Source organism: Mycobacterium sp. Panama NTM2, from assembly GCF_054355555.1.
In genome coordinates, this window is sequence record NZ_CM135953.1 from 1,549,725 (window position 1) to 1,572,983 (window position 23,259).

Annotated in this window: 18 protein-coding genes and 1 pseudogene; 8 read left to right on the top strand and 11 right to left on the bottom strand. The window is 69.0% G+C overall.

Translation table 11 applies throughout. From position 1 onward, the window contains the following. The gene (locus ACXYX3_RS07410; RefSeq protein ID WP_458611068.1) at positions 1-1,950 is read right to left on the bottom strand and encodes a flavin-containing monooxygenase; all 1,950 of its coding nucleotides are present in this window, start codon (positions 1,948-1,950) and stop codon (positions 1-3) included. 169 nt (positions 1,951-2,119) lie between these two features. On the opposite strand from ACXYX3_RS07410, the gene ACXYX3_RS07415 reads away from it, so the two are divergent. After that, on the top strand, positions 2,120-3,376 hold the full coding sequence (locus ACXYX3_RS07415) for an integrase catalytic domain-containing protein (protein ID WP_176215952.1): 1,257 nt from the start codon (positions 2,120-2,122) through the stop codon (positions 3,374-3,376). 97 nt (positions 3,377-3,473) lie between these two features. On the opposite strand, the gene ACXYX3_RS07420 is transcribed toward ACXYX3_RS07415, so the two are convergent. After that, entirely contained in the window at positions 3,474-4,547 is a 1,074-nt protein-coding gene (locus tag ACXYX3_RS07420) for a GGDEF domain-containing protein (protein WP_241202800.1), read from the bottom strand. A 234-nt stretch (positions 4,548-4,781) separates the two neighbouring features. Here ACXYX3_RS07420 and ACXYX3_RS07425 point away from each other — a divergent pair, with 234 nt between their 5' ends. Together ACXYX3_RS07425 and ACXYX3_RS07430 are read left to right on the top strand one after the other, a co-directional pair. After that, positions 4,782-5,030: a CDGP domain-containing protein gene (locus tag ACXYX3_RS07425; RefSeq protein WP_374238289.1), complete on the top strand. Its 249-nt coding sequence runs from the start codon at positions 4,782-4,784 to the stop codon at positions 5,028-5,030. A gap of 40 nt (positions 5,031-5,070) precedes the next feature. After that, a complete protein-coding gene (locus ACXYX3_RS07430; RefSeq protein WP_458611070.1) occupies positions 5,071-5,424 on the top strand; it encodes a Fe-S protein in 354 nt (117 codons plus the stop codon). Positions 5,425-5,434: 10 nt separating this feature from the next. Here the strand turns inward: ACXYX3_RS07430 and ACXYX3_RS07435 are convergent, their stop codons facing one another. Further along, complete coding sequence (locus ACXYX3_RS07435; protein ID WP_458611072.1) at positions 5,435-6,220, bottom strand: SDR family NAD(P)-dependent oxidoreductase; 786 nt, start codon at positions 6,218-6,220, stop codon at positions 5,435-5,437. A gap of 128 nt (positions 6,221-6,348) precedes the next feature. Between ACXYX3_RS07435 and ACXYX3_RS07440 the strand changes: the two genes are divergently transcribed. Then, positions 6,349-7,131 carry a glucose 1-dehydrogenase gene (locus tag ACXYX3_RS07440; protein ID WP_458611074.1) on the top strand — a complete coding sequence of 261 codons (783 nt, stop codon included), beginning with the start codon at positions 6,349-6,351 and terminating at the stop codon, positions 7,129-7,131. Here ACXYX3_RS07440 and ACXYX3_RS07445 read toward each other — a convergent pair. Both ACXYX3_RS07445 and ACXYX3_RS07450 read right to left on the bottom strand, forming a co-directional pair. Next, complete coding sequence (locus ACXYX3_RS07445) at positions 7,128-9,884, bottom strand: AAA family ATPase (RefSeq protein WP_458611076.1); 2,757 nt, start codon at positions 9,882-9,884, stop codon at positions 7,128-7,130. The genes ACXYX3_RS07440 and ACXYX3_RS07445 overlap by 4 nt on opposite strands. A gap of 74 nt (positions 9,885-9,958) precedes the next feature. Continuing rightward, positions 9,959-10,933 carry an NADPH:quinone oxidoreductase family protein gene (locus ACXYX3_RS07450; protein WP_458611078.1) on the bottom strand — a complete coding sequence of 325 codons (975 nt, stop codon included), beginning with the start codon at positions 10,931-10,933 and terminating at the stop codon, positions 9,959-9,961. A gap of 109 nt (positions 10,934-11,042) precedes the next feature. On the opposite strand from ACXYX3_RS07450, the gene ACXYX3_RS07455 reads away from it, so the two are divergent. Continuing rightward, on the top strand, positions 11,043-12,002 hold the full coding sequence (locus ACXYX3_RS07455) for an alpha/beta fold hydrolase (protein WP_458611080.1): 960 nt from the start codon (positions 11,043-11,045) through the stop codon (positions 12,000-12,002). Here the strand turns inward: ACXYX3_RS07455 and ACXYX3_RS07460 are convergent. After that, the gene (locus ACXYX3_RS07460) at positions 11,978-13,318 is read right to left on the bottom strand and encodes a flavin monoamine oxidase family protein (protein WP_458611082.1); all 1,341 of its coding nucleotides are present in this window, start codon (positions 13,316-13,318) and stop codon (positions 11,978-11,980) included. The two genes, ACXYX3_RS07455 and ACXYX3_RS07460, sit on opposite strands and share 25 nt — an antisense overlap. Positions 13,319-13,396: 78 nt before the next feature. On the opposite strand from ACXYX3_RS07460, the pseudogene ACXYX3_RS07465 reads away from it, so the two are divergent. Then, a pseudogene (locus tag ACXYX3_RS07465) lies at positions 13,397-14,895 on the top strand (PucR family transcriptional regulator). On the opposite strand, the gene ACXYX3_RS07470 reads toward ACXYX3_RS07465, so the two are convergent. Genes ACXYX3_RS07470 through ACXYX3_RS07480 form a run of 3 tightly spaced genes read right to left on the bottom strand, consistent with a single transcriptional unit; the run spans position 14,862 to position 18,615 of the window. Then, positions 14,862-15,968 carry a CaiB/BaiF CoA transferase family protein gene (locus ACXYX3_RS07470; protein ID WP_458611084.1) on the bottom strand — a complete coding sequence of 369 codons (1,107 nt, stop codon included), beginning with the start codon at positions 15,966-15,968 and terminating at the stop codon, positions 14,862-14,864. The pseudogene ACXYX3_RS07465 and the gene ACXYX3_RS07470 sit on opposite strands and share 34 nt — an antisense overlap. Next, positions 15,965-17,422: an aldehyde dehydrogenase family protein gene (locus ACXYX3_RS07475; protein ID WP_458611085.1), complete on the bottom strand. Its 1,458-nt coding sequence runs from the start codon at positions 17,420-17,422 to the stop codon at positions 15,965-15,967. Before ACXYX3_RS07475 ends, ACXYX3_RS07470 begins: the two co-directional genes overlap by 4 nt. Then, complete coding sequence (locus ACXYX3_RS07480) at positions 17,419-18,615, bottom strand: acyl-CoA dehydrogenase family protein (protein ID WP_241202789.1); 1,197 nt, start codon at positions 18,613-18,615, stop codon at positions 17,419-17,421. The genes ACXYX3_RS07475 and ACXYX3_RS07480 overlap by 4 nt, the downstream gene beginning before the upstream one ends. Positions 18,616-18,822: 207 nt before the next feature. Between ACXYX3_RS07480 and ACXYX3_RS07485 the strand changes: the two genes are divergently transcribed. Then, positions 18,823-20,292 carry a flavin-containing monooxygenase gene (locus ACXYX3_RS07485; protein ID WP_458611087.1) on the top strand — a complete coding sequence of 490 codons (1,470 nt, stop codon included), beginning with the start codon at positions 18,823-18,825 and terminating at the stop codon, positions 20,290-20,292. 9 nt (positions 20,293-20,301) lie between these two features. On the opposite strand, the gene ACXYX3_RS07490 is transcribed toward ACXYX3_RS07485, so the two are convergent. Both ACXYX3_RS07490 and ACXYX3_RS07495 read right to left on the bottom strand, forming a co-directional pair. Further along, a complete protein-coding gene (locus tag ACXYX3_RS07490; protein WP_458611089.1) occupies positions 20,302-21,417 on the bottom strand; it encodes an Rv3169 family protein in 1,116 nt (371 codons plus the stop codon). Then, positions 21,417-22,496 carry a phosphotransferase family protein gene (locus ACXYX3_RS07495; protein WP_241203182.1) on the bottom strand — a complete coding sequence of 360 codons (1,080 nt, stop codon included), beginning with the start codon at positions 22,494-22,496 and terminating at the stop codon, positions 21,417-21,419. Before ACXYX3_RS07495 ends, ACXYX3_RS07490 begins: the two co-directional genes overlap by 1 nt. 147 nt (positions 22,497-22,643) lie before the next feature. Here ACXYX3_RS07495 and ACXYX3_RS07500 point away from each other — a divergent pair, with 147 nt between their 5' ends. Further along, positions 22,644-23,246: a TetR/AcrR family transcriptional regulator gene (locus ACXYX3_RS07500; protein ID WP_241202787.1), complete on the top strand. Its 603-nt coding sequence runs from the start codon at positions 22,644-22,646 to the stop codon at positions 23,244-23,246. The last annotated feature ends 13 nt before the right edge of the window (positions 23,247-23,259 follow it).

Here is a 23,259-nt window from a genome sequence, read left to right on the forward strand (position 1 = left end):
TCAGGCCGTCCCGTCGCGGTCGATGGATGCGTCGATGCGGAAGTGGCTGAGGTCGGGCCGGGCCACCGCGTCATGGTATTCGCAGAGCCGCCACGGACTCACGGTGTGGATCTCCCCGCTGCTGGTCTTGAAGTAGGAGTGCTCGACGGCCGGGTGCGCCCACACGGTCTGGGTGATCCGCTCCTGCGTGCGTCGGTGCCAGTCCTGCGTCGGTTCGGGCAGCGGTTCCATGGCGCGCGCACCACTGTCGATCAGATGGGCGAGGCAGGCATTGATGTAGCGCATCTGCAGTTCCGAATGCATGATCAGGCTGCCGCCGTGCGCCAGATGCGTTCCCGGGCCGTAGGTCATGAAGAAGTTCGGGAAGCCCGGCACGGTGATGCCGAGGTAGGCGTGCGGCCGCTGCCCCCAGACGTCGTGCAGATCCGCTCCGCCACGCCCGGTCACCGTCATCGGCAGCAGGAGATCGGTGGCTCGAAAACCGGTGGCGTACACGATCACATCGGCGTCGTAGGTGGTGCCGTCCGTCGTCACGACGCCGGCGGGGGTCACCTCCTGTAGCGGTGTGCGGACCAGCGTGACGTTGGGCCTTTTCAATGTGGCGAGCCAGCTTCCGTTGTCCTGCAGGGTGCGCTTCGCGGTGGCCGGATAGTCGGGCAGCACCCGGGCCAGCAGATCGTCGTCGTCGCCGACCTGGGAGGTGATCCATTCGGTGAACATCATGCGCGCCAACGCGTTGACCTCGCTGACCGCGTGGTGTTGGTCTGCGTAGTCGGGGTCGACGCGGGCGGCGTCGAGGCCCTTGTCCGCGCCCGGCCAGAACAGCAGGAAGCGGTACCAGCGGGCGTAACCGGGCAGGTTCTCCAGCGCCCAGCGAGCGCCGTCGGGCACCGGGTCGTGGTACATCGGGTTCGGGAACATCCACTGTGCGGTGCGCTGGAAGACGGTCAGCTGGGCTACCGTGTCGGCGATCGCGGGCGCGATCTGGAACCCGCTGGCGCCGGCGCCGACCAGCGCGACCCGCCGTCCGGTCAGGTCGATAGCGCGATCCCACCGCGCCGAGTGAAATGACGGCCCCGCGAACGATTCTCGGCCGGGGAGGTCGGGCAGAGCGGGGCGGTTGAGTTGACCGACCGCGGTGATCAGCGCGTCAGCGGTCAGGGTCTGCACGGTCTGGCCCGTGCGCACATCGACGTGCCACATCGAGCTCTCGTCGTCCCAGCGTGCTGAGCACACCTCCGTGTTCCACCGCACGTGCTCGCGCAAGCCGTGCCGGTCCATCACGTCGGCGAAGTAGGCGGCCAGTTCCGGCTGCTCGGCAAAGAAGTGTTCCCAGTGCGTGCCGGGTTCGAAGCTGTAGCTGTACAGGTGATTGGCGACGTCGACCCGCGCACCGGGGTAGCGGTTCTCCCACCACGTTCCACCAGGGCCGGCGTTCTTCTCGATGATCTCGAAGGCAATCCCGGCCTGCTGCAGCCGAATCCCGGCCAGGATGCCGGATTCGCCACAGCCGATCACGAGAACCCGCCGGCCCGCCGCGCGGACGGGGTCCACCGGCGCGGGCCGCCGCGGATCGGTGCCTTCGAGATCGAGTTCCTCGAGAACCAGCGCGATGTTGGCTTCGTCGACGGGTTCGCAGGCCGCCCAGTCGAGCATCTCCCTGACCAGTTCGGCGGGCAGCGGCGGCAGGGGCGGGCAGCCGCGGTCGCGATAGTCCACGATCACCGGCAGCGCTGCCGCCCGGGCGCGGGCTTTGTCCTCTTCGCTCATGAAGCCCTGGATCTCGTTGAGAAACAGGCCCGCCTGGGCGAAGTCGCGGATGAAGCGCGGATCGCCCGTGAGGTGAACCATCGACAGCAGCAGCGCGGGGATGCTGACATCGTCCAGCGCAGCGGCGATGTCGTCGGTGGAGGTGTCGAACCGCTGAGCCGCGTGCACCGTCCGTGTCACTGGACCTCCCGATCGCCATATCGCAACGTTGCGTAGCGTAACTGGCGGCTAGGTGTTGCGCAATGACACGGCTTGACTCACGAAAAGTGCCCGCGAAACGCCCTCGGTGCCTCACGTAAGAATGCCCGCGAAATGGTGATCGTCGTGGAGCATGGGAAGTGGGTTGTCGATGGCGTCTCGTGCCGAGGTCACCGCCAGGTACGCCAAGGCGTATGTGAGGGCTTCGAAGAAGGACCGGGGCCGGATTCTGGATCAGGTGGTCGAGGTGACCGGCTGGTCGCGTGATAACGCCCGCCGGCGGCTCACGGTAGCGGCCAGGCGCCCGCCGGGTGCGGGCCGCAGTGTCGCAAAACGGCCGCGCAAACCGCGCTCGCCGAAGTACAGCTATGACACCCGTAAGGTGCTGCAGAAGGTCTGGGCCGCCTCGGGTGGGCAGTGCGGCAAGTACCTGGCTGCTTCGATGGCCCTGCAGCTCGACGGGTTGGAGCGCCACGGCGAGTTGGTCTTTGGCCGTGACCGTTACAGCCCGACGGTGCGCGAGGAGCTGTTGGCGATGAGCGCGGCGTCAATCGACCGCTATCTGGCGCCGGTGAAAGCCAAAGACCAGATCAAGGGCAAGTCCACCACCAAGCCCTCGCCGCTGTTGCGCTCGTCGGTCAAGATTCGCAAGGCCACCGACGAAATCGAAGCTGCGCCAGGCTTTTTCGAAGGAGACACCGTCGCGCACTGCGGGCCGACGTTGAAGGGCGAGTTCGCCCGCACCCTCAACCTCACCGATGTGCACACCGGCTGGACTTTCACGCGGACCGTGCGCAACAACGCCCACACCCACATCCTGGCCGCCCTGAAAGCAGGTGTGCATGAAATACCGTATGAGGTAACTGGTTTGGACTTCGACAACGGCACCGAGTTCCTCAACAAAGCCGTCATCAAATGGGCCGGGCAGATGGAGATCTTCTTCACCCGCTCCCGGCCGTACAAGAAGAACGACCAGGCCACCATCGAGTCCAAGAACAACCATCTCGTCCGCAAGTACGGGTTCTACTACCGCTACGACACCGACGAGGAACGTGCGGTGCTCAACCGGCTCTGGCCTCTGGTCAACGACCGGCTCAACTACCTGACCCCCACCATCAAACCCATCGGCTACGCCAGCAGCGGTGACGGCCGGCGCCGCCGTCTCTACGACCAGCCCAAGACCCCACTGGACCGGCTACTGGCGGCCGGCGTCCTCTCACCAGCCCAAGAATCGGAGCTCCTGACCTACCGCGACAGCCTGAACCCGGCCGCGATGGGACGCCAGATCGCCGACCTGCAGAACCGACTTCTCCAGCTGGCCAAGGAGAAAACCGAACAGCTCTACCTCGCCAGCATCCCCACCGCCCTACCCGACACCCGCAAAGGCATCCGGATCAAGGCCTCCTGACCCAACGCCGTTTCGCGGGCATTCTTACCTGAGGCATGGATCAGATTTCGCGGGCATCTTGATCTGAGGCATCACGTGACACCGACATCGACGCGGCTCAGACGGCAGGAAGGGTCAGCGGTTTGCGCTTCTTGTCCTCGTACATCAGCTGATCGGCGTGGGCGAGCAACTCGTCGAGCGTGCTGACATCGGTCGGCGGAACCTCCAGAACCCCGACGCTGGCGGCCAGTCTGTAGGGTCGCTCGCACAAGCCCTGGAAGTCCCGTAGCGCGTCGGTCAGGCGCTGCTTCAGGGTCGCGCCGTCGCCGCCGTAATCCACGAGCAGCGCGCAGAATTCGTCACCACCGAGGCGTGCCACGATGTCCGACGGTCGGACCGCTGTCCGCAGAACACTGCCCACGTCGGCGATCAGGCGGTCGCCGACTTCGTGGCCTGCCTCGTCATTGACCCGTTTGAGTCCGTCCACGTCGAGATAGGCCAGCAGGCAACGTCGCCCACGACTGCGCGCTATCCGCAGGGCCTCCTCGGCCAGCAGGTGGAATCCACGTCTGTTCGCCAGGCCGGTCAGATCGTCGGTCCGCGAGAGACGATGGATCTCCTCGTTGGCCCGTTCCAGATCTGCAGTGCGGTCCCGGACGCGCTGCTCCAACTCCTCGTTGACGGCCACGTTCTCCATGGCTATCGATGTCGAGTCGGCCAGCGCCTGGAGCAGTGACACCTCCCGGGCGGTGGGTTCGTGTTCCCGGGCCCAGTAGTTGCCGATCGCACCGACGGGATCGAGGGTGCGGATGGGCACCATCACGAGGCTGCGGACGAACGTGGGTCGGTACGCGGCATGAGGGACCCGGGGGTCACTGTAGATGTCGGGAATCACCGCCGGAGTTCGATTCAACATCGCCCAGCCGCTGATGCAGATCTCCATCGGGAACCGGCTGCCCTTCCACAGCGGGGCGATCGCGTCCTCGTCCGCGTAGTAGCACTTGCCGTCGTCGCGGAGTACGAAAGTGGCTCCGTCACAGCCCGTCAGCTCACGAGCGGCGGTACGCACGATCGCCTGGATCTCTGCGAGGCTGCGCGCCAGCGACAGCTCCTGTACGGCGTGCAGAAGGCGGGTGAGGCCGCGTGCGTCGCCGGGGACCTCGGACACATCGGGCACGTTCGGAATCTCCATGCGAACCTCCGCCTGGCGTCGCCGTTCCAGTCCCCGGTGGCCACACGATACACCGCACCGGGTCGGCCGGCCGCCGGAATCGCGGACGAGGCGAAAGATCACGTGACGTAAATCGCCTGCGCAGAGTGGGTTCGCAGGCGCACAATCGAGGAGTCATGTGCCGGCGGTCGGGCGCTGGGGCCAGTCCACCGGCAGGTCCGCGCCAAAGCGCGGAATCGACGAAGGGGACATGACATGACGAGAAAATGGATGATCGCGGGGGCGGCGGCAGCGGTGGCCGGAGCCGGACTTGCGACAGGGGTGTCGGCGGCGCCGGCGGGCGCGCAACCGTGCAGCAATGCGGTGGTGTTCGGAAACGGCGGTGGGCGTTGCGATTCCCTGCCCGGACCGGACGGCACCTTCCAGCGCTGCGACACCGTGTACGTGCTGGGTATCGGGGGCACCAACTGCTATCAGGTACCCGTCGGCCCACCGCCTGCCTGATCGCCGGAAGTGTCGGCGTCCGCTGTTGTAGCCTCACCGCATGGAAGTACTACGGTCCGTAGTGGTCTTGCTGCACCTCGTCGGTTTCGCGGTCACTTTCGGGGCCTGGGTCGCCGAGGCGGCGGCCCGCCGGTTCGTCACCACCCGGCTGATGGACTACGGCCTGCTGGTCTCACTGCTGACCGGCCTTGCGCTCGCCCCGCCGTGGCCGGCCGGGGTCGAGCTGAATTATCCCAAGATCGGGGTGAAGCTCGTCATCCTCGTCGTCCTCGGTGGCGTACTCGGCATGGGCAACGCGCGACAGCGGCGGACGGGAAACCCGGTGCCGCGCCCGCTGTTCCTGTCGGTCGGGGTGCTGGCGCTGACTGCGGCCGCAGTCGCCGTGGTGTGGTGATCGGCTGTCCTCACTGCTCGCCGAGACCCATCAGCTCGGTCACCTGGTGGTCGCGTCCTGCGGTGTAGCCGCCATCCACTGCGATGGCCTGACCGCTGACGAAACTGGCGTCCGCCGACAACAGGAACGCCGCGACGGCGGCGACCTCGTCGGGCCGGCCGAACCTGCGCAGCTTGTGCTCATGGCGCACGCCTTCGCGTGGGCCGGCCATCCCTTCGAGGCCCATCACCGACTCGAACAGCGGCGTCTCGATGAAGCCGGGGCAGATCACGTTGGCACGAATCCCGCTCGGCCCGTAGTCGATCGCAGCGTTCTTGGTGAGCAGGACGACCCCGCCCTTCGACGCGTTGTAGGCACTGCCGCCGGCCGTGCCCTCGAGGCCCTCGACGCTCGACAGGGTCACCACCGCGCCACGCTCTCCGTCGACTCGATCCTGCGTCACCATCTGGGCCAGGGCTGCGCGCAGCACCACGAAGGTGCCCTTGAGGTTCACGTCGATGACGCGGTCCCATTCCCGGTCGGGCAGCAGATGAATGGGTCCGCCACCGCCGACGCCCGCGGAGTGCACCACGCCGTCGAGGCGGCCGGCCAGCTGGACGACGCGCTGCACCGCGGCGTCCACCGCGGCGACGTCGAGCACGTCGCCGCGCACGTGGTCCCCGGCGGGCGGGGCGTCGGCCGCCAGGTCCAATCCGACGACGATCGCGCCTTCGCCCGCCAACCGCCGCACGGTCGCCTCGCCGATGCCCGATGCGGCGCCGGTGACCAGAATCCCTTTGCCCGCAAGCCCGTTCATCGGCACAGTATGGCCGACGGGCCACCGGCGGGGCCGCGGATCCGGCAGCACGGCGAATCGCGACCATCCACCCGCCACGATCTGTATGGTGAGGATGCGCACCGGCACCGCTGAGGCAGGAGATCCCCATGACAGCTCGGTTGGCCGGCAAGGTCGCCCTCATCAGCGGAGCCGCCCGCGGGATGGGGGCCTCGCATGCGCGGGAGATGGTGGCCCACGGCGCCAAGGTGGTGTGCGGCGACATCCTCGACGCCGATGGTGAACGCGTGGCCGCGGAGCTCGGAGAGCACGCGCGTTACGTGCACCTCGACGTCACCGACCCCGACGACTGGCGCTCGGCGGTGGCCGTCGCGCAGGACGCGTTCGGTTCACTCGACGTCCTGGTCAACAACGCCGGGATCCTCAACATCGGAACGGTCGAGGATTACGACATGGCCGAGTGGCAGCGCATCCTCGACATCAATCTCACCGGCGTCTTCCTGGGCATCCGCGCCGCGGCCGGCCCGATGAAGGCGGCGGGCCGTGGATCGATCATCAACATCTCCTCCATCGAGGGGATGGCCGGCACGATCGCCTGCCACGGCTACACCGCCACCAAATTCGCGGTGCGCGGTCTCACCAAATCGACCGCGTTGGAGTTGGGGCCGTTCGGCATCCGGGTGAACTCGGTGCATCCGGGACTCGTGAAGACGCCGATGGCCGACTGGGTGCCCGAGGACATCTTCACCACCGCGCTCGGGCGCATCGCCCAGCCCGTCGAGGTCAGCAACCTGGTGGTGTATCTGGCCAGCGACGAGTCGAGCTACTCGACAGGTGCCGAATTCGTGGTCGACGGCGGCACCATCGCGGGTCTTGCACACAAGGATTTCTCCGCCGTCGACGTCGAGGCCCAGCCCGACTGGATCACCTAATCGGCCGACTGGCGGTCCATCCGTCGACCCAACTCGGCCCGCGACGTGATGCCGAGTTTGCGGTAGATGCGAGTGAGGTTGTGCTCGACGGTCTTGGCGCTGATGAACATGGCCGCGGCGATGTTCTTGTTCGTCGCTCCCGAGGCGGCCATCTCGGCCACCCGGAGCTCCGACGGTGTGAGCGCCGTGAGGTCGTCGGAGGGCGCCACCACCGTTCGGGACAGCTCGGCGCGCGCACGCCGCGCCCACAGTGGGGTTCCGAGGTGCTCGAACGTCTCCAGCGCACCGGTCAATGTCGTTGCCGCGAGCTGCTTTTGCCGCAACCGACGCTGGAGCTGGCCCAGCACCAGGTGGGTGCGCGCCCGTTCGAACGGCATCGGGAGCCGGTCGTGCTCCATCAGCGCCCGGTGCGCAGCCTGCTCGGCGTCGGCCACCTGCCCCGCCGCGGCGAGCACGACGGCGCGACACCGGGCCCCGACCGCCCTCATCCACCCCCGGTCGTGCTCTGCGCCGTCGCGTTCCAACGCGGCGGTCAGCCTGTCGGCCTCGTCGAGTCGGCCCACCGCGACCATGGCCTCGATGACGTCGGGAAGATGCCACCCGTAGGCGATCTCGGTCGACAGGCCGGGTTCGGTCAGAAACGACACATCGAGCGCAGCCAGTGCCTCTCGATGCCGGCCCAGCGATTCCTCGAGGAAGCAGAGCGCCATCCCCGGCCAGTCGGCGATGTGCGAGGCGGTACGACCGCGGGTGGCCGCGACGACGCGACTGGCATCGGTGCGGGCATCGTCCTCGTGCCCCAGGAACGACGAGACCACCGCACGCACCGTCAGCGGGATGATCAGGACGTCCTCGCCGCCGAGCTGCTCGGCCCGTTCCACCGCATCGGCGGCCTCCACCGCGGCCTCGGCGAAGCGCCCACGCCAGATGTGGTTCATCGCAAGGAAACCCGCGATCGCCATCATGTCGCTTTCCGCCCCGCGCTCCGCGCACACCACCCTCAGCGCGGTCAACTGCTCATGGGCTTGGGTGAGCTTTCCCGTCCAGGACAGCGTGAGCGCATGCACCAGCGGCGCCCGGAAGATGATGGGGACGTCGAACGCGCTGTCGTAGCACTCCAGCGCGCGGCGCAGCGCCCGCTGGTCGAGTCCGCGCCCGTTCTGGAAGTCGACGTACACCGACCAGGCCAGCGCCGCGCTGATGATGGCGGGAACGCCGAGCTCCTCGGCCAGCTTCACCGCGTCGCGACCGTGGCGTCGCGCGTCATCCGGCTCGCCGATGTTGTTGAGCGCGAAGGACAATCGCAGAAGCACCTGGATCAGCACGGCGCTGTTGCTCGCGGCGTCGTCCGCCGCGCCGCGCAACAGCTCCACCGCGTCGCTGTGTTGGTTCTGGTACATCAGCACGGTGGCGAGCAGGCTCGCCGCCAACGCGCGCACGATGTCCGGCTCGCCGGGCGGAATGTCGGCGAGCAACTCGCCCGCGCGGGTCACATTGCCGGCCAGGAAATGGTTCTCGGCGGACTTGAGCCGACGCACCGCGGTGTCCCCGCCCAGCCCGATCGCCAGGTCGACCAACTCCGCGGCCGCGGCCGGCGCGCCGCGGGCGCGTGCTGAATCCGCCGCGGCATCCAGCGCGGTGAAGATCTCCTCCGTGCCCGTCGCCGACGCCAGCGCCAGGTGGCGGGCGCGGACCTCGGGCAGCGCCACCGCGGAGGCCAGCCTGCGGTGCATCGCCCGGCGGGCCGGCGATCCGGCGTCGGCATAAACCCCACTGGCCAGCAGGGGATGGCTGAATCGGACCTGATTGCCGGCCAGGGTGAGAACCCCCGCCTCCTCGGCGCGTTCGACGAGGGCGATGACCTCGTCACGGCTCGTGCCGATGGCGTCGGCCAGCACGTCCACGCGTGCGTCGGCCAGGCAGGCCACGCACAGCAGGAATTCGCGCACCCGATCGTCGAGCGAGCCGATGCGGGCTCGTACCACCTCGTTGAGGGTGGGAGGCAGCGCCTGTTCGGCCGGCGCGTGGCCGTCTCCGATCGCGCGGGCCAGCTCCACGGCGAAAAACGGGTTGCCGCCGGAGATCTCGGCGATGCGCAGGATCGTCGGACGGGAGAATGTGCGGCCCGTGCGTTCGGAGATCAGTGTGTGCAACGCGGCGCTGTCGAGCGGACGCACCGCGCTGCGGTGGATGCCGTCGGGTCTGTTCAGCGTCAACCACATCGTCGTCGCGCCGTCACCGGGGTGGCACCGTTCGGTGAGCAACACCCCGAACCGGCCCTGCAGCCGGCGTGCGGCGAAGGCGACCGCTGTGCGGCTCGAGATGTCCATCCACTGGACGTCGTCGATCGCGACCAGGACGGGACCGGCCTCGGCCAGCGCGCGCAGAACCGCGATGAACGCCGCGGCCACCACTCGGTGGTCGGTCGCCGGGCCGTCGTCGCCGGCCCGAAGGAGCACCCGGTCCAGTGCGAGCCGCTGCAGAGGCGGCAGTGCGGCGAGGAGGCCGGTGTCGACATCGGCGAGTAGATCGGCCAGCGCGGCGAACGCCATCACCGATTCCGCCTGCCCTACCCGTGCACTCAGCACCCGGAAGCCATCGGCGCGTGCCTGTTCGACCAGGGAGAGCCACAGGGTGGTCTTCCCGATACCGGCCTCGCCCTCGATGACCAGCCCGGTCGGTCGCTGGGATGCCGCATGGAGAAAGCCAGCAACCTGTGGATCGACCGTCGATCCTCGTGGAGCGGGCGCCATGATGGTCACTATCGTAGCGGGCAAATCAGTGCCCGATGACACAGAATTCGCGCCCGTACCGCCACGGCCGCGAGTCAGCGCAGCGTCACGACGACTTTGCCGCGCGCGGTCCGATCCTCCAGCGATGCGATGGCCTCGCCGGCGCGCTCCAGGGGGTAGACGTCTGGTTCCGGCGGCCGCACCGCGCCGGAGGCCAGCAACGGCGCGAGCTCGGCCCACTGCTCGGTGAGATAACCCGGGTGCGTCATCGTCCACGCGCCCCAGCCCACGCCGACGGCGTCGACATTGTTGAGCAGCAGGCGGTTGACCTTGACCGTCGGGATGTCGCCGCCGGTGAAACCGACGACCAGCAGGCGGCCGCCCGGCGCCAGTGAGCGCAGCGAGTCGGTGAAGCGGTCCCCGCCGACCGGGTCCAGGACGATGTCGACGCCTCTCCCACCGGTCAGCTCCTTCACCGCGTCTTTGAATCCGTCGGCGAGCACCACGTCCGACGCCCCGGCCGCGCGAGCCACCTCGGCCTTCGCGTCCGTGCTGACGACGGCGATCGTGCGAACGGCGCCGAAGGCGGGCGCCAGGCGAAGCGTCGAGGTGCCGATACCACCGGCGGCGCCGTGCACGAGCACGGTCTCGCCGTCCCGCAGCCTCCCGCGAGTGCGCAACGCGAAGTGCACGGTCAAATCGTTGAACAGCAACCCGGCGCCGGCTTCGAAGGACACGGCGTCGGGCAGTGCGAACACCCGCTCCGGTTGCAGTGCAACCACTTCGGCCATCGCGCCGGACAGCATCGTCAGGCCGGCGACCCGATCACCCGGGCGGACGTGGGCGCCGTCGGGCGCGCTGCGGACCACCCCGGCGATCTCGGCACCCGGGACATAGGGGAGTTCGGGCTTGTACTGGTAGAGCCCGCGGGACTGCAGCGCATCGGGAAAGGCGACGCCCGCGGCGTGCACCTCGACGACCACGGATTCCTCGGTGGCAGCAGGTTCGTCGATCTCGACCAGCTCGGCGGCGCTGGGCCCGTCCAGACTGCGGATGTGGATTGCGCGCATGCCGACCATTGAACAACACCGAACAACACCGAACGGCACCGGAGAGTCGCGGCCGCAGCGGTACGGTCGGCAGGGCATCATTGCGCGGATGCAACGACGGGGAGCAGGAATGGCCGCACGCAGCCGGACGAGGGGCACGAGTTTCGCGCCCGCCCGTGACCTGGCGCCCGGCCGCGTCGTCGACGTGCGGTCCCGCGACGGTGTCCGCCTGCACACCGAGGTGTTCGGGCCCGAGGACGCGCCGGCCGTGGTGTTGGCGCACGGCATCACGTGTTCGCTGCGGGTGTGGGCGTGTCAGATCGCCGACCTGGCCCAGGACCACCGCGTGATCGCCTTCGATCACCGTGGACACGGGCGCAGCGGCGTGCCGCCGCGGCGCGGCGGGTACAGCATCGACCACCTCGCCGGTGATCTCGACGCGGTGCTGCGCGCCACGCTGGCCCCCGGTGAACGCGCCGTCATCGCCGGGCACTCCATGGGCGGTATCGCGATCACGTCCTGGGCGGAGCGCTATCCGCACAGCGTCGCCGAGTGTGCGGCTGCGGCGGCGTTGATCAACACCACGACCGGTGATCTCCTGCGGCACGTGAACCTGCTGCCGGTACCGCCGTCGCTCGCCGCTGCGCGGGTGCGGGCGGGCGGCACGCTGCTGCGGACGTTCGGGGGAGCGCCGCTGATGCGCGTGACCGACGGACCCAGCCGCCGGTTCGTGAAGATGATCGCGGTGGGCCGCGACGCCGAATCCGCGGTCAGCGACTTCGTGTTCGAGCTGTTCCGCACCACCCCGCCCGCCGGCCGCGGCGGTTGGGCGCGGGTCCTGGTGGACCACATGGGGCCCCAGCACATCAGCCTGAAGAGCCTCACCGTCCCGACGGTGGTGATCGGGAGCACGAAAGACCGTCTGCTGCCCATCATCTCGTCGCGGCGTATCGCTGCCACGGCGCCGAACCTGGCCCGCTTCGTCGAGGTGCCGGGCGGCCACTGCGCGATTCTGGAGCAGCCCGCCGAGGTCAACGCGCAGCTGCGCTGGCTGATCGGGCAGAGTCAGGATCGTCGCGTCAGCTCCTGATGTGTCTCGGCGGCCGCGCGCTGCCCCGAGCGCACGGCGCCGTCGAGGAAGCCCGGCCACACATCGGCGGTTTCGGTGCCTGCCCAGAAGATCCCGTCGACCGGGGCGCGCAACAACCGTCCGTGGGCCGTCCACGATCCGGGCGGGACCGCCGCCGTCGGGCCGCCCGCGGCGAACGGTTCAGCGCCCCAGCAGTGGTCGAGATAGTCCACCGGGTGCGCGGCCGCGTCGCCGAACAGCGCGGCGAAGTTCGACAGCGCGACCTCGCGACGCTGCTCAGGGGGCAGGGGATCGAACAGGCGCGCGTCGGTGAAGCCGAGCAGCACCCCCGGACCGGCGTCGCCGGGGCTGACGTCGAAGGTGATGAACACCGGGCCCTCGTCGGACAGAGCTTCCCCCGAATAGCCCTTCTCGCGCCAGAACGGCCGCTCGTAGGCGGCATAGGCCTTGCTCAGATGCCCCTGGGGCCAGTGCCGGGCCAGCGCGTCGTAGCCGTCGGGAAGGGCCGGATCGAACGCGATGGCGGTGCGGTGCTCGGGCGGTACCGCGACGATCACGGCGTCACCGGTGAATTCACCGCGGTCGGACACCACGGTCAGGGCGCCGTGGCGGCGTTCGATACGCCGCACCGGGGCGCCCAGCACCACCCGCTCGCCGAGTTCTGCGGCCATCCGGACGGCGATCTGCTGGGTGCCTGCCAGGAAGCGGTCCTGCTGCGCCCCGCCCTTGACGTCGAGCATGCGGTCGAGGCCGCCGGCGGCCTTCACATAGCGCACGGCGTGCAGCATCGACACCGCGTCCGGCTCACATCCCCACGTCACGCGGGCCATGACCGCCATCAGATCGCGCGTCGAGGCACTCGCGTGCATCGACCGCAGCCACCCCTCGAGGGTGAGCGCGTCGAGCTGCCCCGCGAGGGGTGAGGACCACGGATCGGCGACGGGCACCTTCTGGCTGATCCGGCCGAACCGCCACTGGATGCGGGATACGTCGAGGAGTTCGAGGATCGAGAGGCGGGGGATGGTGCTGCGGTAGGTGCGCACCCGACCGCGCCACCGGATCAGGTTCCTGCCGTGGCTGTAGGTCGGCACGGTCTGGCAGCCCAGCTCGCGGGCCAGCGCCAGCACGGCGTCCTGCGTCGGCCCCACGAACGTCGCGCCGAGGTCGACGGGCACTCCGCCGACCTCGCCGGTGTAGGAGCGACCTCCCACGCGGTCGCGGCCCTCGACCACCACGACGTCGCGCCCCAGGCGCGTCAGCTCCCGCGCTGCCGACAGTCCTGCGAAACCGGCTCCCACGATCACCACGTCTGCCATGAAGCGATTCTGGCGTGCCCGTCGTCGCCTGGCGACGATTTGCACGCCGAAGTCGCGGGCACGGGTAAGACTGCAGCCGTGGCGATCACTGTGCGGGAACTGGTCGGGGTCGAGCGCCTCGGGCTGCGGCTGGTCGCGGGTCAGTCGGCGGCGGACAGTCCGATCGCCTGGGCGCATGCGATCGAGCTGGCCGACCCCACGCCCTACCTCGCCGGTGGCGAACTCGTGATGACCACCGGGATCAACATCGGTGCCGACGCCGCCGCGCAGTCCGCGTACGTGACACGGTTGGCCGAGGCGGCAGCGCGGCGCTGGCCGTCGACACCGGCACGACGCTGCGCGAAATCCCCGCCGGCGTACTCGATGCCGGCGACAGGGCGGGCCTGCCGGTGCTCGAAGTCCCACCGTCGACGCCTTTCATCGCGATCACCAAGACCGTCATCGACGCGTTGGCCGACGACGAACTGCGCGCGGTGCAGCAGGTGGTCGATGGTCAGGAGGTGCTCGCCCGGGCGACGGTCAGCGGCGGCATCCCCGGGGTGGTCGACGCGCTGGCCGACCGGCTTGCCGCGACAGTGGTCGTGCTCGGTGCCGATCGCAGCGTGCTGGCGGCGGCGGGGCCGCAGCGGGCCCGACTGCTCGCAGCGCTCACCGACAGCGCGCCCGCGGCGCGGCGCGGCGCCTACGTCACGGGGGACTCCGACGCGTTCATCACTGTGCAGAATCTGTCTGCGGCACAATCACATCGGGGTCGATTGGCGATCCGATCGACGGCCCCCCTGTCCACCGCGGACCGCTTTCTCCTCGCCCATGCCGTGTCGCTGGTCTCGATCGCACTGGAGAAGCCGACGGGTGTCGTCGAGACCGAGCAGCGCCTGCGCAGCACTGTCACCCGCGAGTTGCTGCGGGGGTCGGGTCTGGTCGACGACGGCGTGCTGCGGTACTTCGGGTTCGCGCCGCACGACGAGGTGGTCGTGGTGTTGCTCACCGAGGTGGGCCCGATGCTTGCGGCGCAACAGGAGTGGGGCCGTCGTCTCGCCGCAGCCGGGCCCTACCTGATGGTCCATCTGACGACGACGGGCTCTGAGCTGGTCATCGTGGTGCCCGCTACGGCGCGCCTCGCCGACACCGGATCGGTCCGGGCGCCGGTGGGCGGGGCGAGCGGCCCGGTGCCGCTGAGCGACATCGCCGTTGGCCTCGAGCAGGCTCGTATCGCCTGCCATGCCGGTGGGGCGCGATTCACGCACTTCGCCGAGCTGGGACCCCTCGATGTGCTGCTGGCCGGCCGCACCGCGGCTGAATTGGCCGTTCTCGCTGCCCCTTTGACGGCATTGAGCGTGGACTTGGTGGCGACTCTGGAGGCTTTTCTGCGGCACAACGGTCACCTCGAGGGCGCCGCAACCGCCACCGGGGTGCACCGCCACACGCTGCGCCACCGGATGCGGCGCATCGGCGACGCCCTCGACGACGACCTCGACGACGCCGACACCCGGACGCGGCTGTGGCTCGCGATCAGGGCCAGGCAGCTGCTGGCCGACCGGCCTCAGCCGCCCAGCGGCGGAGGCCCCGAGCGGTAGCTGACCGGGGTGGTCGACAGCGTGATCGGGTTGGCGACCTGCGGGGTGTCCGTATCGGGCATCGCCACCGTGGCTTCGATACCGAGCGAGCGGGCGTAAGCGAACGCCTCGGCGACGTCGTTGATCGGTCCGGCAGGCACCCCCGCTGAGGTCAGTTCGGCATACCAATGATCGGCGCCGAAGCGGGCCATCTGGGCTTCAATCAACGCGCACAACACTTCTCGGTTCTGCACGCGGGCCGGGTTGGTGGCGAACCGCGGGTCTTCACCCCAGTCCGCCTGGCCGAGCGCCGCGGCGAAGGCGCGGAACTGCTTGTCGTTGCCGACCGCCACGGCGATCGGCCGGTCGGCGGTGTCGAATGTCTGATACGGCGCGACGCTGGGGTGGCGATTGCCCATCATCTGTGGCACCACCCCGGCGCCCAGGTATCCCGACGCTTGATTCACCAACGAGGACAGCAGCACCGACAGCAGGTTGGTGTCCACCCGCTGGCCCTCGCCGGTGCGCTCCCGGTGGTTCAGGGCTGCCAGGATGCCGCTGAGTGCGTGCAGGCCGGCGAGGACGTCGACCAGTGCCACACCGACCTTGGTGGGGTCCCCCGGTTCGGTGCCGGTGACGCTCATCAGCCCGCCGACGGCCTGTAGCAGCAGGTCGTATCCGGGGAGGTCGGCTCCCTGCGCGCGCCCGAATCCGGTGATCGAGCAGTAGATGACGTCGGGGCGTACCGCCCGGACGTCGTCGTAGCCGAGCCCGAGTTTCTCCATGGTGCCTGCGCGGAAGTTCTCGACCACGATGTCGGCCCTGCCGACCAGCTCGCGGGCCCGTTGCAGGTCCGCCGGATCGGTCAGATCCAGTGCCAGGGATCGCTTGTTGCGGTTGACCGCGTTGTAATAGGTTGCGACGCCGGCGGAATCGTAGGGCGGCCCCCAGTGCCGGGTGTCGTCACCGATCTGCGGCCGCTCGACCTTGATCACCTCGGCGCCGAAGTCACCGAGCATCATGGTCGCGTAGGGCCCGGCCAGCACACGGCTGAAGTCGACGACGACGATGCCGTCGAGCGCGCCGCCGGTCATGCGACCGGCCTACCGCCGCGCAGGTACACGGTGGTGGTGTGGGTGAAGAAGTCGCGGGCGGCGGCGCCCTGTTCCTTGGGGCCCAGCCCGCTCTTCTTCGCCCCGCCGAACGGTACGTGCGGGTCGGCGCCGGCCGACTCCGAATTGATGTGCAGCACACCGACGTCGATGCGTTCCACCGCGTGCAGGGCCCGGGTGAGATCCTGGGTGAACACCGCCGCGGAGAGCCCGAACTCGCTGTCGTTGGCCAGGGTGAACGCCTCGTCGGCGTCGATGGCCCGCTTGACGGCCAGCACCGGACCGAACAACTCCTCGGTCCACACGTCCGCCCGCCCGGCGCCCAGTTCGAGGACCGTGGGGGCGACGAAGTAGCCGTCGGCGCGGGCGTCGGAGTAGGGCGCGCCTCCCGTGCGCACCGTGGCACCCTGCCCGGTCGCCGTGGCGATCCCGGTGGAGATGCTCCGTTGCGCCTGGGCACTGATGACCGGGCCCATCTCGGTGGCGTCCTCGGTGGGATCGCCGACGCGCAGTGCCGCCGCGCGCTCACACACCGCGTCGACGAATCGATCGGCGATGCCTTCGGTCACGATGAGTCGGGATGTGGCCGTACACTTCTGGCCGGTCGAGCGGAACGCGCCGAGCAGCACCTGCTCCACCGCGAGATCGACATCGGCGTCGTCGAGCACCACAGCGGCGTTCTTGCCACCCATCTCGGCCTGTACCGGAACACCGCGTGCCGCTGCCGCCGCGGCGATCCGGCGCCCGACACCGGTGGAGCCGGTGAACGTGATCGCGTCGATCCGAGGGTGACGGACGAGCGCGTCGCCGATCTCGGAGTCGCCGACCACGAGGTTGAGCACCCCGGGCGGCACTCCCGCCGAGGTGAGTGCGTCGGCGAGGCGCAGCGCCAGCAGCGGCACCGTACTGGCGGGCTTCCACACCACCGTGTTGCCGAACACCAGAGCCGGTGCGATCTTCCACGCCGGGATCGCGATGGGGAAGTTGAACGGTGTGATCACTGCGACCACGCCGAGAGGCTTGCGCGTCACCAGGATCTGTTCGCCCGCGCGCGGGGAGGCATAGATCTCGCCGGCCTGCCGGTCGCCCTCGTTGCCGTAGTAGCGCAGGATCTGCGCCGCCCGGCGTACCTCGCCGACTCCCTCGGCCTTGGTCTTGCCCTCCTCGGCGGCCAGCTCGAGGCCCCACGCCGCGGCGTGGCCGTCGACGATGTCGGCCGCGGCCAGCAGGACCGCACCGCGCTGGTGGATCGGCATCGCCGCCCACGCGGTGGCGGCGTCGCTCGCCGCGGCGACCGCGGCGTCGACGTCGGCCGTCAGGGCTCCGCCGCCCTCGGCGACCACCACGTCCGGCCGGGCCGGGTTGCGGCTGACGATGGTCTCCCCTTGGCCGGGCACCCACTGCCCGGCGATCAGATGCTCGATCGCAGCGGTCATGACCTGAAGGCGGCGTGCCCGGTCAGCGCCTTGCCGATCGAGAGCATGTGCATCTCGGAGGTGCCCTCGTAGGTGAGCACGGATTCGAGGTTGTTGGCGTGCCGAAGCGGTGAGTACTCCAGTGTGATCCCGCTGCCGCCCAACAGGGTTCGGCACTCCCGCGCGATCGCGAGCGCCTCGCGGACGTTGTTGAGCTTGCCGAGGCTGATCTGCTCGGGCCGAACGCCGTCGCTGTCCTTGATCCGGCCCAGGTGCAGTGCCAGCAACATGCCCTTGCCGAGCTCCACCGTCATGTTGGCGAGCTTCTCCTGCGTGAGCTGGTAGCTCGACAGCGGCTTGTCGAACACGTCGCGCGACTGGGTGTAGGCGATCGCGGTCTCGAGGCAGTCGCGCGCCGCACCGAGCGAGCCGAAGACGATGCCGAAGCGGGCTTCGTTGAGGCACGACAGCGGCGCGCCGAGACCGTGGGCGTGCGGCAGCTGCGCCGAGGCGGGCAGGCGGACCTCGTCGAGCACCAGCTCCGAGGTCACCGACGCGCGCAGCGACAGCTTGCGATGAATCGCGTTGGCGGTGAAGCCGGGAGTGTCGGTGGGCACCAGGAAGCCGCGAATGCCGTCGTCGGTCTGTGCCCACACGGTCGCGACGTCGGCCAGGTTGCCGTTCGTGATCCACATCTTCGTGCCGGTGAGCACCCAGTCCGACCCGTCGCGGCGGGCCCGGGTACGCATCCCGGCGGGATTGGAGCCGAAGTCCGGCTCGGTCAGGCCGAAGCAGCCGACGGCGTCCCCGGTCGCGAGCCTGGGCAGCCACTCCTGCTTCTGCTCGTCGGAGCCGTAGCGGTGGATCGAGAACATCGACAGCGACCCCTGGACCGAGACGAAGCTGCGGAACCCGCTGTCACCGGCTTCGAGCTCCATGCACGCCAGGCCGTAGCTGACCGCGTTGGTGCCGGCGCAGCCGTACCCCTGAAGGTGCATGCCCAGCAACCCCAGCGAGCCGAACTCCTTGGCCAGCTCCCTGGGCAGGGTGGCCGACTCGAACCAGTTCTCGACCTCCGGTCGCAGCGTGGTGTCGACGAATTTGCGCACCGTCGCGGCGATCTCTCGCTCCTCGTCGTCGAGCAGGCGTGCGATGTCGAACAGCTCCAACGGCGCGTAGGTGCTCTTCGTCGCTGCGGGGGCGGTGGCGGTCATGGGGACTCCGTTCGGTCTCGAGCGTCGCCGGCGTGCGCTCGGCTACCACGGTAGACACCGGGGCCGCCGCGGTACATGTCCAGGGTGTACACCGGATGGCTGTTGCTTGTACGCGATGGCCCAGTAGCTATTGCGGTGGATCATGGCCACGGTGTGGTCTGGATCTCCTACAGTGGGCGGTACGCCTGCGGACCACAGGAGGTACGGGTGGAGGACATCTCGGACGTCGTGATCATCGGTGCCGGCATCTCGGGCATCGGCGCGGCCTACCGGATCTCGGAACGCAACCCCGGCGTGCGGTACACGATCCTGGAACGACGCTCCCGCATCGGCGGCACCTGGGACCTGTTCCGCTATCCCGGAATCCGCTCCGACAGCGACATCTTCACCCTCTCGTTCCCGTGGGAGCCATGGACCCGCCGGGAGAACGTCGCCGACGGCGAGCACATCCGCGACTACCTGACCGAGACCGCGCGCAAGCACGGCATCGACCGGCACATCCAGTTCGACACCCACGTCACCTCCGTCGAATGGGACTCGGGCAGCGACACCTGGACGGTGCGGGCCCGACAGCACGGGCAGGAGAAGGTGTTCCGCGGTCGGTTCCTGTTCTGCGGGACCGGCTACTACAGCTACGACGACCCCTACCGGCCCGACATCGCCGGGCTCGATTCCTTCGGCGGACAGGTGATCCACCCGCAGTTCTGGCCCGAGGATCTCGACCTCACCGGCAAGCGCGCGGTGGTGATCGGCAGCGGCGCCACCGCGATCAGCCTGATCCCCGCCCTCAGCGACAAGGCCGCGCACGTCACGATGCTGCAGCGCTCACCGACCTACATGATGTCGATGGCGCGCATCGACCCCATGGTCGACGCCATTCGCAGGCTGCTGCCGCGCCGGCTGTCCCATACGGTGGTGCGCTTCCGGAACGCGATGTTCCACGTGCTGACGTATTTCATGTTCCGCAAGGCGCCCCGCTTCGGGCGCTGGCTGATCCGCAACCGGACGGCGGCGGCACTGCCTCCCGGTTACGACGTCGACGTGCATTTCAAGCCGCGATACAACCCCTGGGACCAGCGGATGTGCCTGGTGCTCGACCATGACCTGTTCGAGCACATCAGCGCGGGTCGGGCCGAGGTCGTCACCGACACCATCGACCACGTCGACGAGAGCGGCATCGTGCTGACGTCCGGCAGGCGCCTCGACGCCGACGTCATCGTGACCGCGACCGGCCTGCAACTGCAGGCCCTCGGCGGCATCCGGGTGTTGGTCGACGGTGCGGAGATCGAGCCGACCGACCGGTTCGTCTACAAGGAGTACCTGCTGGAGGATCTGCCGAACATGGCGTGGTGCATCGGCTACACGAACGCGTCGTGGACGCTGCGGGCCGACATGACGGCGAAGGCCGTGGCGAAGCTGATCGCCTACATGCGAACTCACGGCTACACGCACGCCTATCCGCATCGCGGCGACGCCCCGATCACCGAGAAGCCGACGTTCGATCTCGAGGCCGGCTACATCAAACGCGCACCGCACGCGCTGCCCCGATCCGGCACGCGCCGTCCCTGGAACGTGCGCCACAACTACGTGCTCGACGTCATCGATCACCGCTTCGACCGCATCGAGGAGTCGATGGTGTTCGGCCGCGCCGCCGTGCGGGAACCGCACCCCGCCTGAGCGCTGGGCTCAGGGCGCGACGGAGAGCCAGTCGGCGAAGCCGGACGGATCGTGGCGGCCGAGCGCGCCGTGCTCGAACAGGCCCCAGCCTTCACGCTCGGTGCCGTCGGCGTCGCGGCACACAGCGCGGCCGACATGATCGATCACCCCGAACCCCGCGCGGCCGATGATCGCCGGATCGGTCATGTCGTAGGTCAGACGCTCGGTGAAGCGCTCGCCCCGCCACATGCCGTGCAGCCAGTCGGAGTCCCCGCCGTAGCCACCGCCGATGTGGATCGGCACCGGAAGTTTCGACTCGACGTCGAAATGCACTGCACTGCCGTCACTTCCGGTCGCCTCGATGGTGGCACTGGTGGGGATCCGGGTGCCGGAGCGGTAGTGGATGGTCACCCGCGGCCAGCCGAGCTGTTCGACACGGCCGTCCTTCCAGATCCGCGTGCAGTCGTTGAGTGAGCGGAAGCCCTGCGGATCCTCCTGGATGATGATCACGATCCCGAAGTCGTCGAAGGCCATCGGCACATAGAGCCACCACATGCCCTCGAACGGTGGGTCGTCGGGTCGTCCCGCGGGTTCCGCTTCGCCGACGGGACGGATTCCCCAGGACCGGTCGCGGGTGCCGATCCAGCGCGCGGGATCGACCGTGATGTCCTCACCATCGATCGACAGCTGCCCGCTCCAGGACCCCACCTGGGCGAAACGCTGGGCGTCCAACGTGACCCGGGTGCCGCGCCGCATGATGTGCGGCTGCTCCTGGACGACGTCGAACAACCCCTCCCAGGTGAGATCGGCCGCGATGCCCTCGGTGTCGTCGCAGACGATGCGCAGCTTGCGCAGCGGTTCGATCACCTCGACGCGGTAGCCGCCGACGTTCTGGTTGAGCCGATCCTGGTCGATGGCGTCGGACAGATGGACCGCGGTCTGGGTGTCGCCGCGCCTCACGAGGAGGAAAGCGTCCTTCACGCCGAGGTTGGGGTAGTAGCCGATGCCGCTGATCACGAAGATGTCGCCGGTGCGGTCGTGGGCGTTGAAATACGACCGGTCGTAGAAGTTGCGGTCCGAGGACCCCGGCCACGCGATCGGCTGCGGAAGTTGATGTACCGGATATTCGTCCATGGGTCCGAGCATCACGCGGTCTCTCCTAACAACTTCTTCAGCAGTGAGGCGTGGTAGAAGAGCGACTCGACGTCGTCGGGCTGCTCGATCTCGCCGAAGTGCACGCGCCGCGCCCCGGTCCGCATGAACACACAGCACCACACCACCGCGGAGTAGACGTGGAACCAGCGCAGGTCGCCGACCTCGACGCCGGTGAGCTCCCGATACGTGGCGCGGATGTCGTCCTCGGTCAGGAAGTCCGGCATCCCGGGCAGGCCGGCGAGCTTGGTCAGCTCCTGGAACACCATGTGCGCGAAGCCGAGCCACGCCACGTCGAGTTCGCGGGGGCCGACGGTGGCCATCTCCCAGTCGAGGACGGCGACGGGGGAGAAGTCGCGGTAGATCACATTGCCGATGCGTGAATCACCCCATGCGAGAACGGGTTCGGCCGCTGCGACGTCGGAGGGGAAATGCTGCTCGAGCCACGTCAGCGCGCGCTCGACCAGGGGTGCGCGACCGATGTCGGGCACGCAGAACTCGTACCAGTGCCTCAACCACCCGAAGTGGCGGTGCAGTGCGGTCTCGCCGGGGGGATCGACGTCCTGCAGGAAGCCGAATGTCTGCTGTGCGTTGGGGATCGAATGGAGCTTCGCCAGCACCGCGATCGTCTCGTCCTGGAGGCGGCGCTGCTGGGCCGGGTCGGCGTCGAACAGCCAGTTGCCACCGAAGGTGTAGGGCATGACGTCGGGTGGGACGACTCCGTCAACGCGATCCATCAGGAAGAACGGCCGGCCGAGGACGTCACCGGTCGGCTCGAGCCACCGCACCTGGGGCACCGGCACGTCGGTCAGCTCACCGACCAGCCGGATGACCTCGTGCTGGTGATCGAGTCGATAGTGGCCGAACACCGGAACGTCGGCGTCCGACGGTGCGACGCGGGCCACCCAGCGCTGCTCGACAGGGCGGCCGCCGTGGGTCCAGCGACCCGATAGCAGGATGGTCTCCGACGACATACCGTTGGCGTCGATGCCGCTGTCGACGGTGATCTCAGGGATGGTGTCGGGCATCAGGGACGACAGCCAGCGCGACAGCTGGGCCGGCACATCGGTCATGTCGCGGCTCGACCGCTGGAGTCGCTCGACGTCTTCGACTGCGGGCTCGCCGCCGGTGACGCCGCTGGTGTGGCTGGGCACGAGAAGCTCCTTCCCGCCACGGATTCGACGCCGCGGCACCGCGAATACGTTACGGTGGGTAGCGTTATGAAAGCAGACCCGCCGTCGGCTGACAAGCCCCCGAGCGCCGGACGTCCACGCGATCCCCGCATCGACGCCGCCATTCTGCGTGCCACCGCCGACCTGCTGGTCGAGATCGGTTATCCCAACGTGACGATGGCCGCTGTCGCCGAGCGGGCGGGAACGACCAAAACCGCGCTCTACCGCCGGTGGTCGAGCAAGGCGGAACTCATCCACGAGGCGGTGTTCCCGGTGACGCCGACGGCGATCGACGCGCCGCCGGGCGACATCGCCGCCGATCTACGAGCGATGGTGGCGGCCGCGCGAGACGTGTTCACCAGCCCGGTCGTCGCGGCCGCGCTCCCGGGGTTGATCTCCGACGTGTCGGCGGACCCTGCGCTGCTGGGCCGCGTCAGCGCCCGCTTCACGGGTCTGTTCGACGCGGTGCGGACACGGTTGCGCGACGCCGTGGATCGCGGCGAGGTCCGCGCGGACGTCGACCCCGACGGCCTCGTCCATTTGATCGGCGGGGCAACGATGTTGGCGATGCTGCAGGCTCCCGACCACCTGGCGAGCCCGGCGTGGGTGGACAGCACCACCTCGATCCTGCTGCACGGGGTGGTCACCTAGTTTCGGCGAAAGC

Coding starts and splice junctions, on each gene's coding strand:
- ACXYX3_RS07415 (WP_176215952.1), top strand. CDS start 2,120: ATGGCGTCTCGTGCCGAGGTCACCGCCAGGTACGCCAAGGCGTATGTG.
- ACXYX3_RS07420 (WP_241202800.1), bottom strand. CDS start 4,547: ATGGAGATTCCGAACGTGCCCGATGTGTCCGAGGTCCCCGGCGACGCA.
- ACXYX3_RS07425 (WP_374238289.1), top strand. CDS start 4,782: ATGACGAGAAAATGGATGATCGCGGGGGCGGCGGCAGCGGTGGCCGGA.
- ACXYX3_RS07430 (WP_458611070.1), top strand. CDS start 5,071: ATGGAAGTACTACGGTCCGTAGTGGTCTTGCTGCACCTCGTCGGTTTC.
- ACXYX3_RS07435 (WP_458611072.1), bottom strand. CDS start 6,220: ATGAACGGGCTTGCGGGCAAAGGGATTCTGGTCACCGGCGCCGCATCG.
- ACXYX3_RS07440 (WP_458611074.1), top strand. CDS start 6,349: ATGACAGCTCGGTTGGCCGGCAAGGTCGCCCTCATCAGCGGAGCCGCC.
- ACXYX3_RS07445 (WP_458611076.1), bottom strand. CDS start 9,884: ATGGCGCCCGCTCCACGAGGATCGACGGTCGATCCACAGGTTGCTGGC.
- ACXYX3_RS07450 (WP_458611078.1), bottom strand. CDS start 10,933: ATGCGCGCAATCCACATCCGCAGTCTGGACGGGCCCAGCGCCGCCGAG.
- ACXYX3_RS07455 (WP_458611080.1), top strand. CDS start 11,043: ATGGCCGCACGCAGCCGGACGAGGGGCACGAGTTTCGCGCCCGCCCGT.
- ACXYX3_RS07460 (WP_458611082.1), bottom strand. CDS start 13,318: ATGGCAGACGTGGTGATCGTGGGAGCCGGTTTCGCAGGACTGTCGGCA.
- ACXYX3_RS07470 (WP_458611084.1), bottom strand. CDS start 15,968: ATGACCGGCGGCGCGCTCGACGGCATCGTCGTCGTCGACTTCAGCCGT.
- ACXYX3_RS07475 (WP_458611085.1), bottom strand. CDS start 17,422: ATGACCGCTGCGATCGAGCATCTGATCGCCGGGCAGTGGGTGCCCGGC.
- ACXYX3_RS07480 (WP_241202789.1), bottom strand. CDS start 18,615: ATGACCGCCACCGCCCCCGCAGCGACGAAGAGCACCTACGCGCCGTTG.
- ACXYX3_RS07490 (WP_458611089.1), bottom strand. CDS start 21,417: ATGCTCGGACCCATGGACGAATATCCGGTACATCAACTTCCGCAGCCG.
- ACXYX3_RS07495 (WP_241203182.1), bottom strand. CDS start 22,496: ATGACCGATGTGCCGGCCCAGCTGTCGCGCTGGCTGTCGTCCCTGATG.
- ACXYX3_RS07500 (WP_241202787.1), top strand. CDS start 22,644: ATGAAAGCAGACCCGCCGTCGGCTGACAAGCCCCCGAGCGCCGGACGT.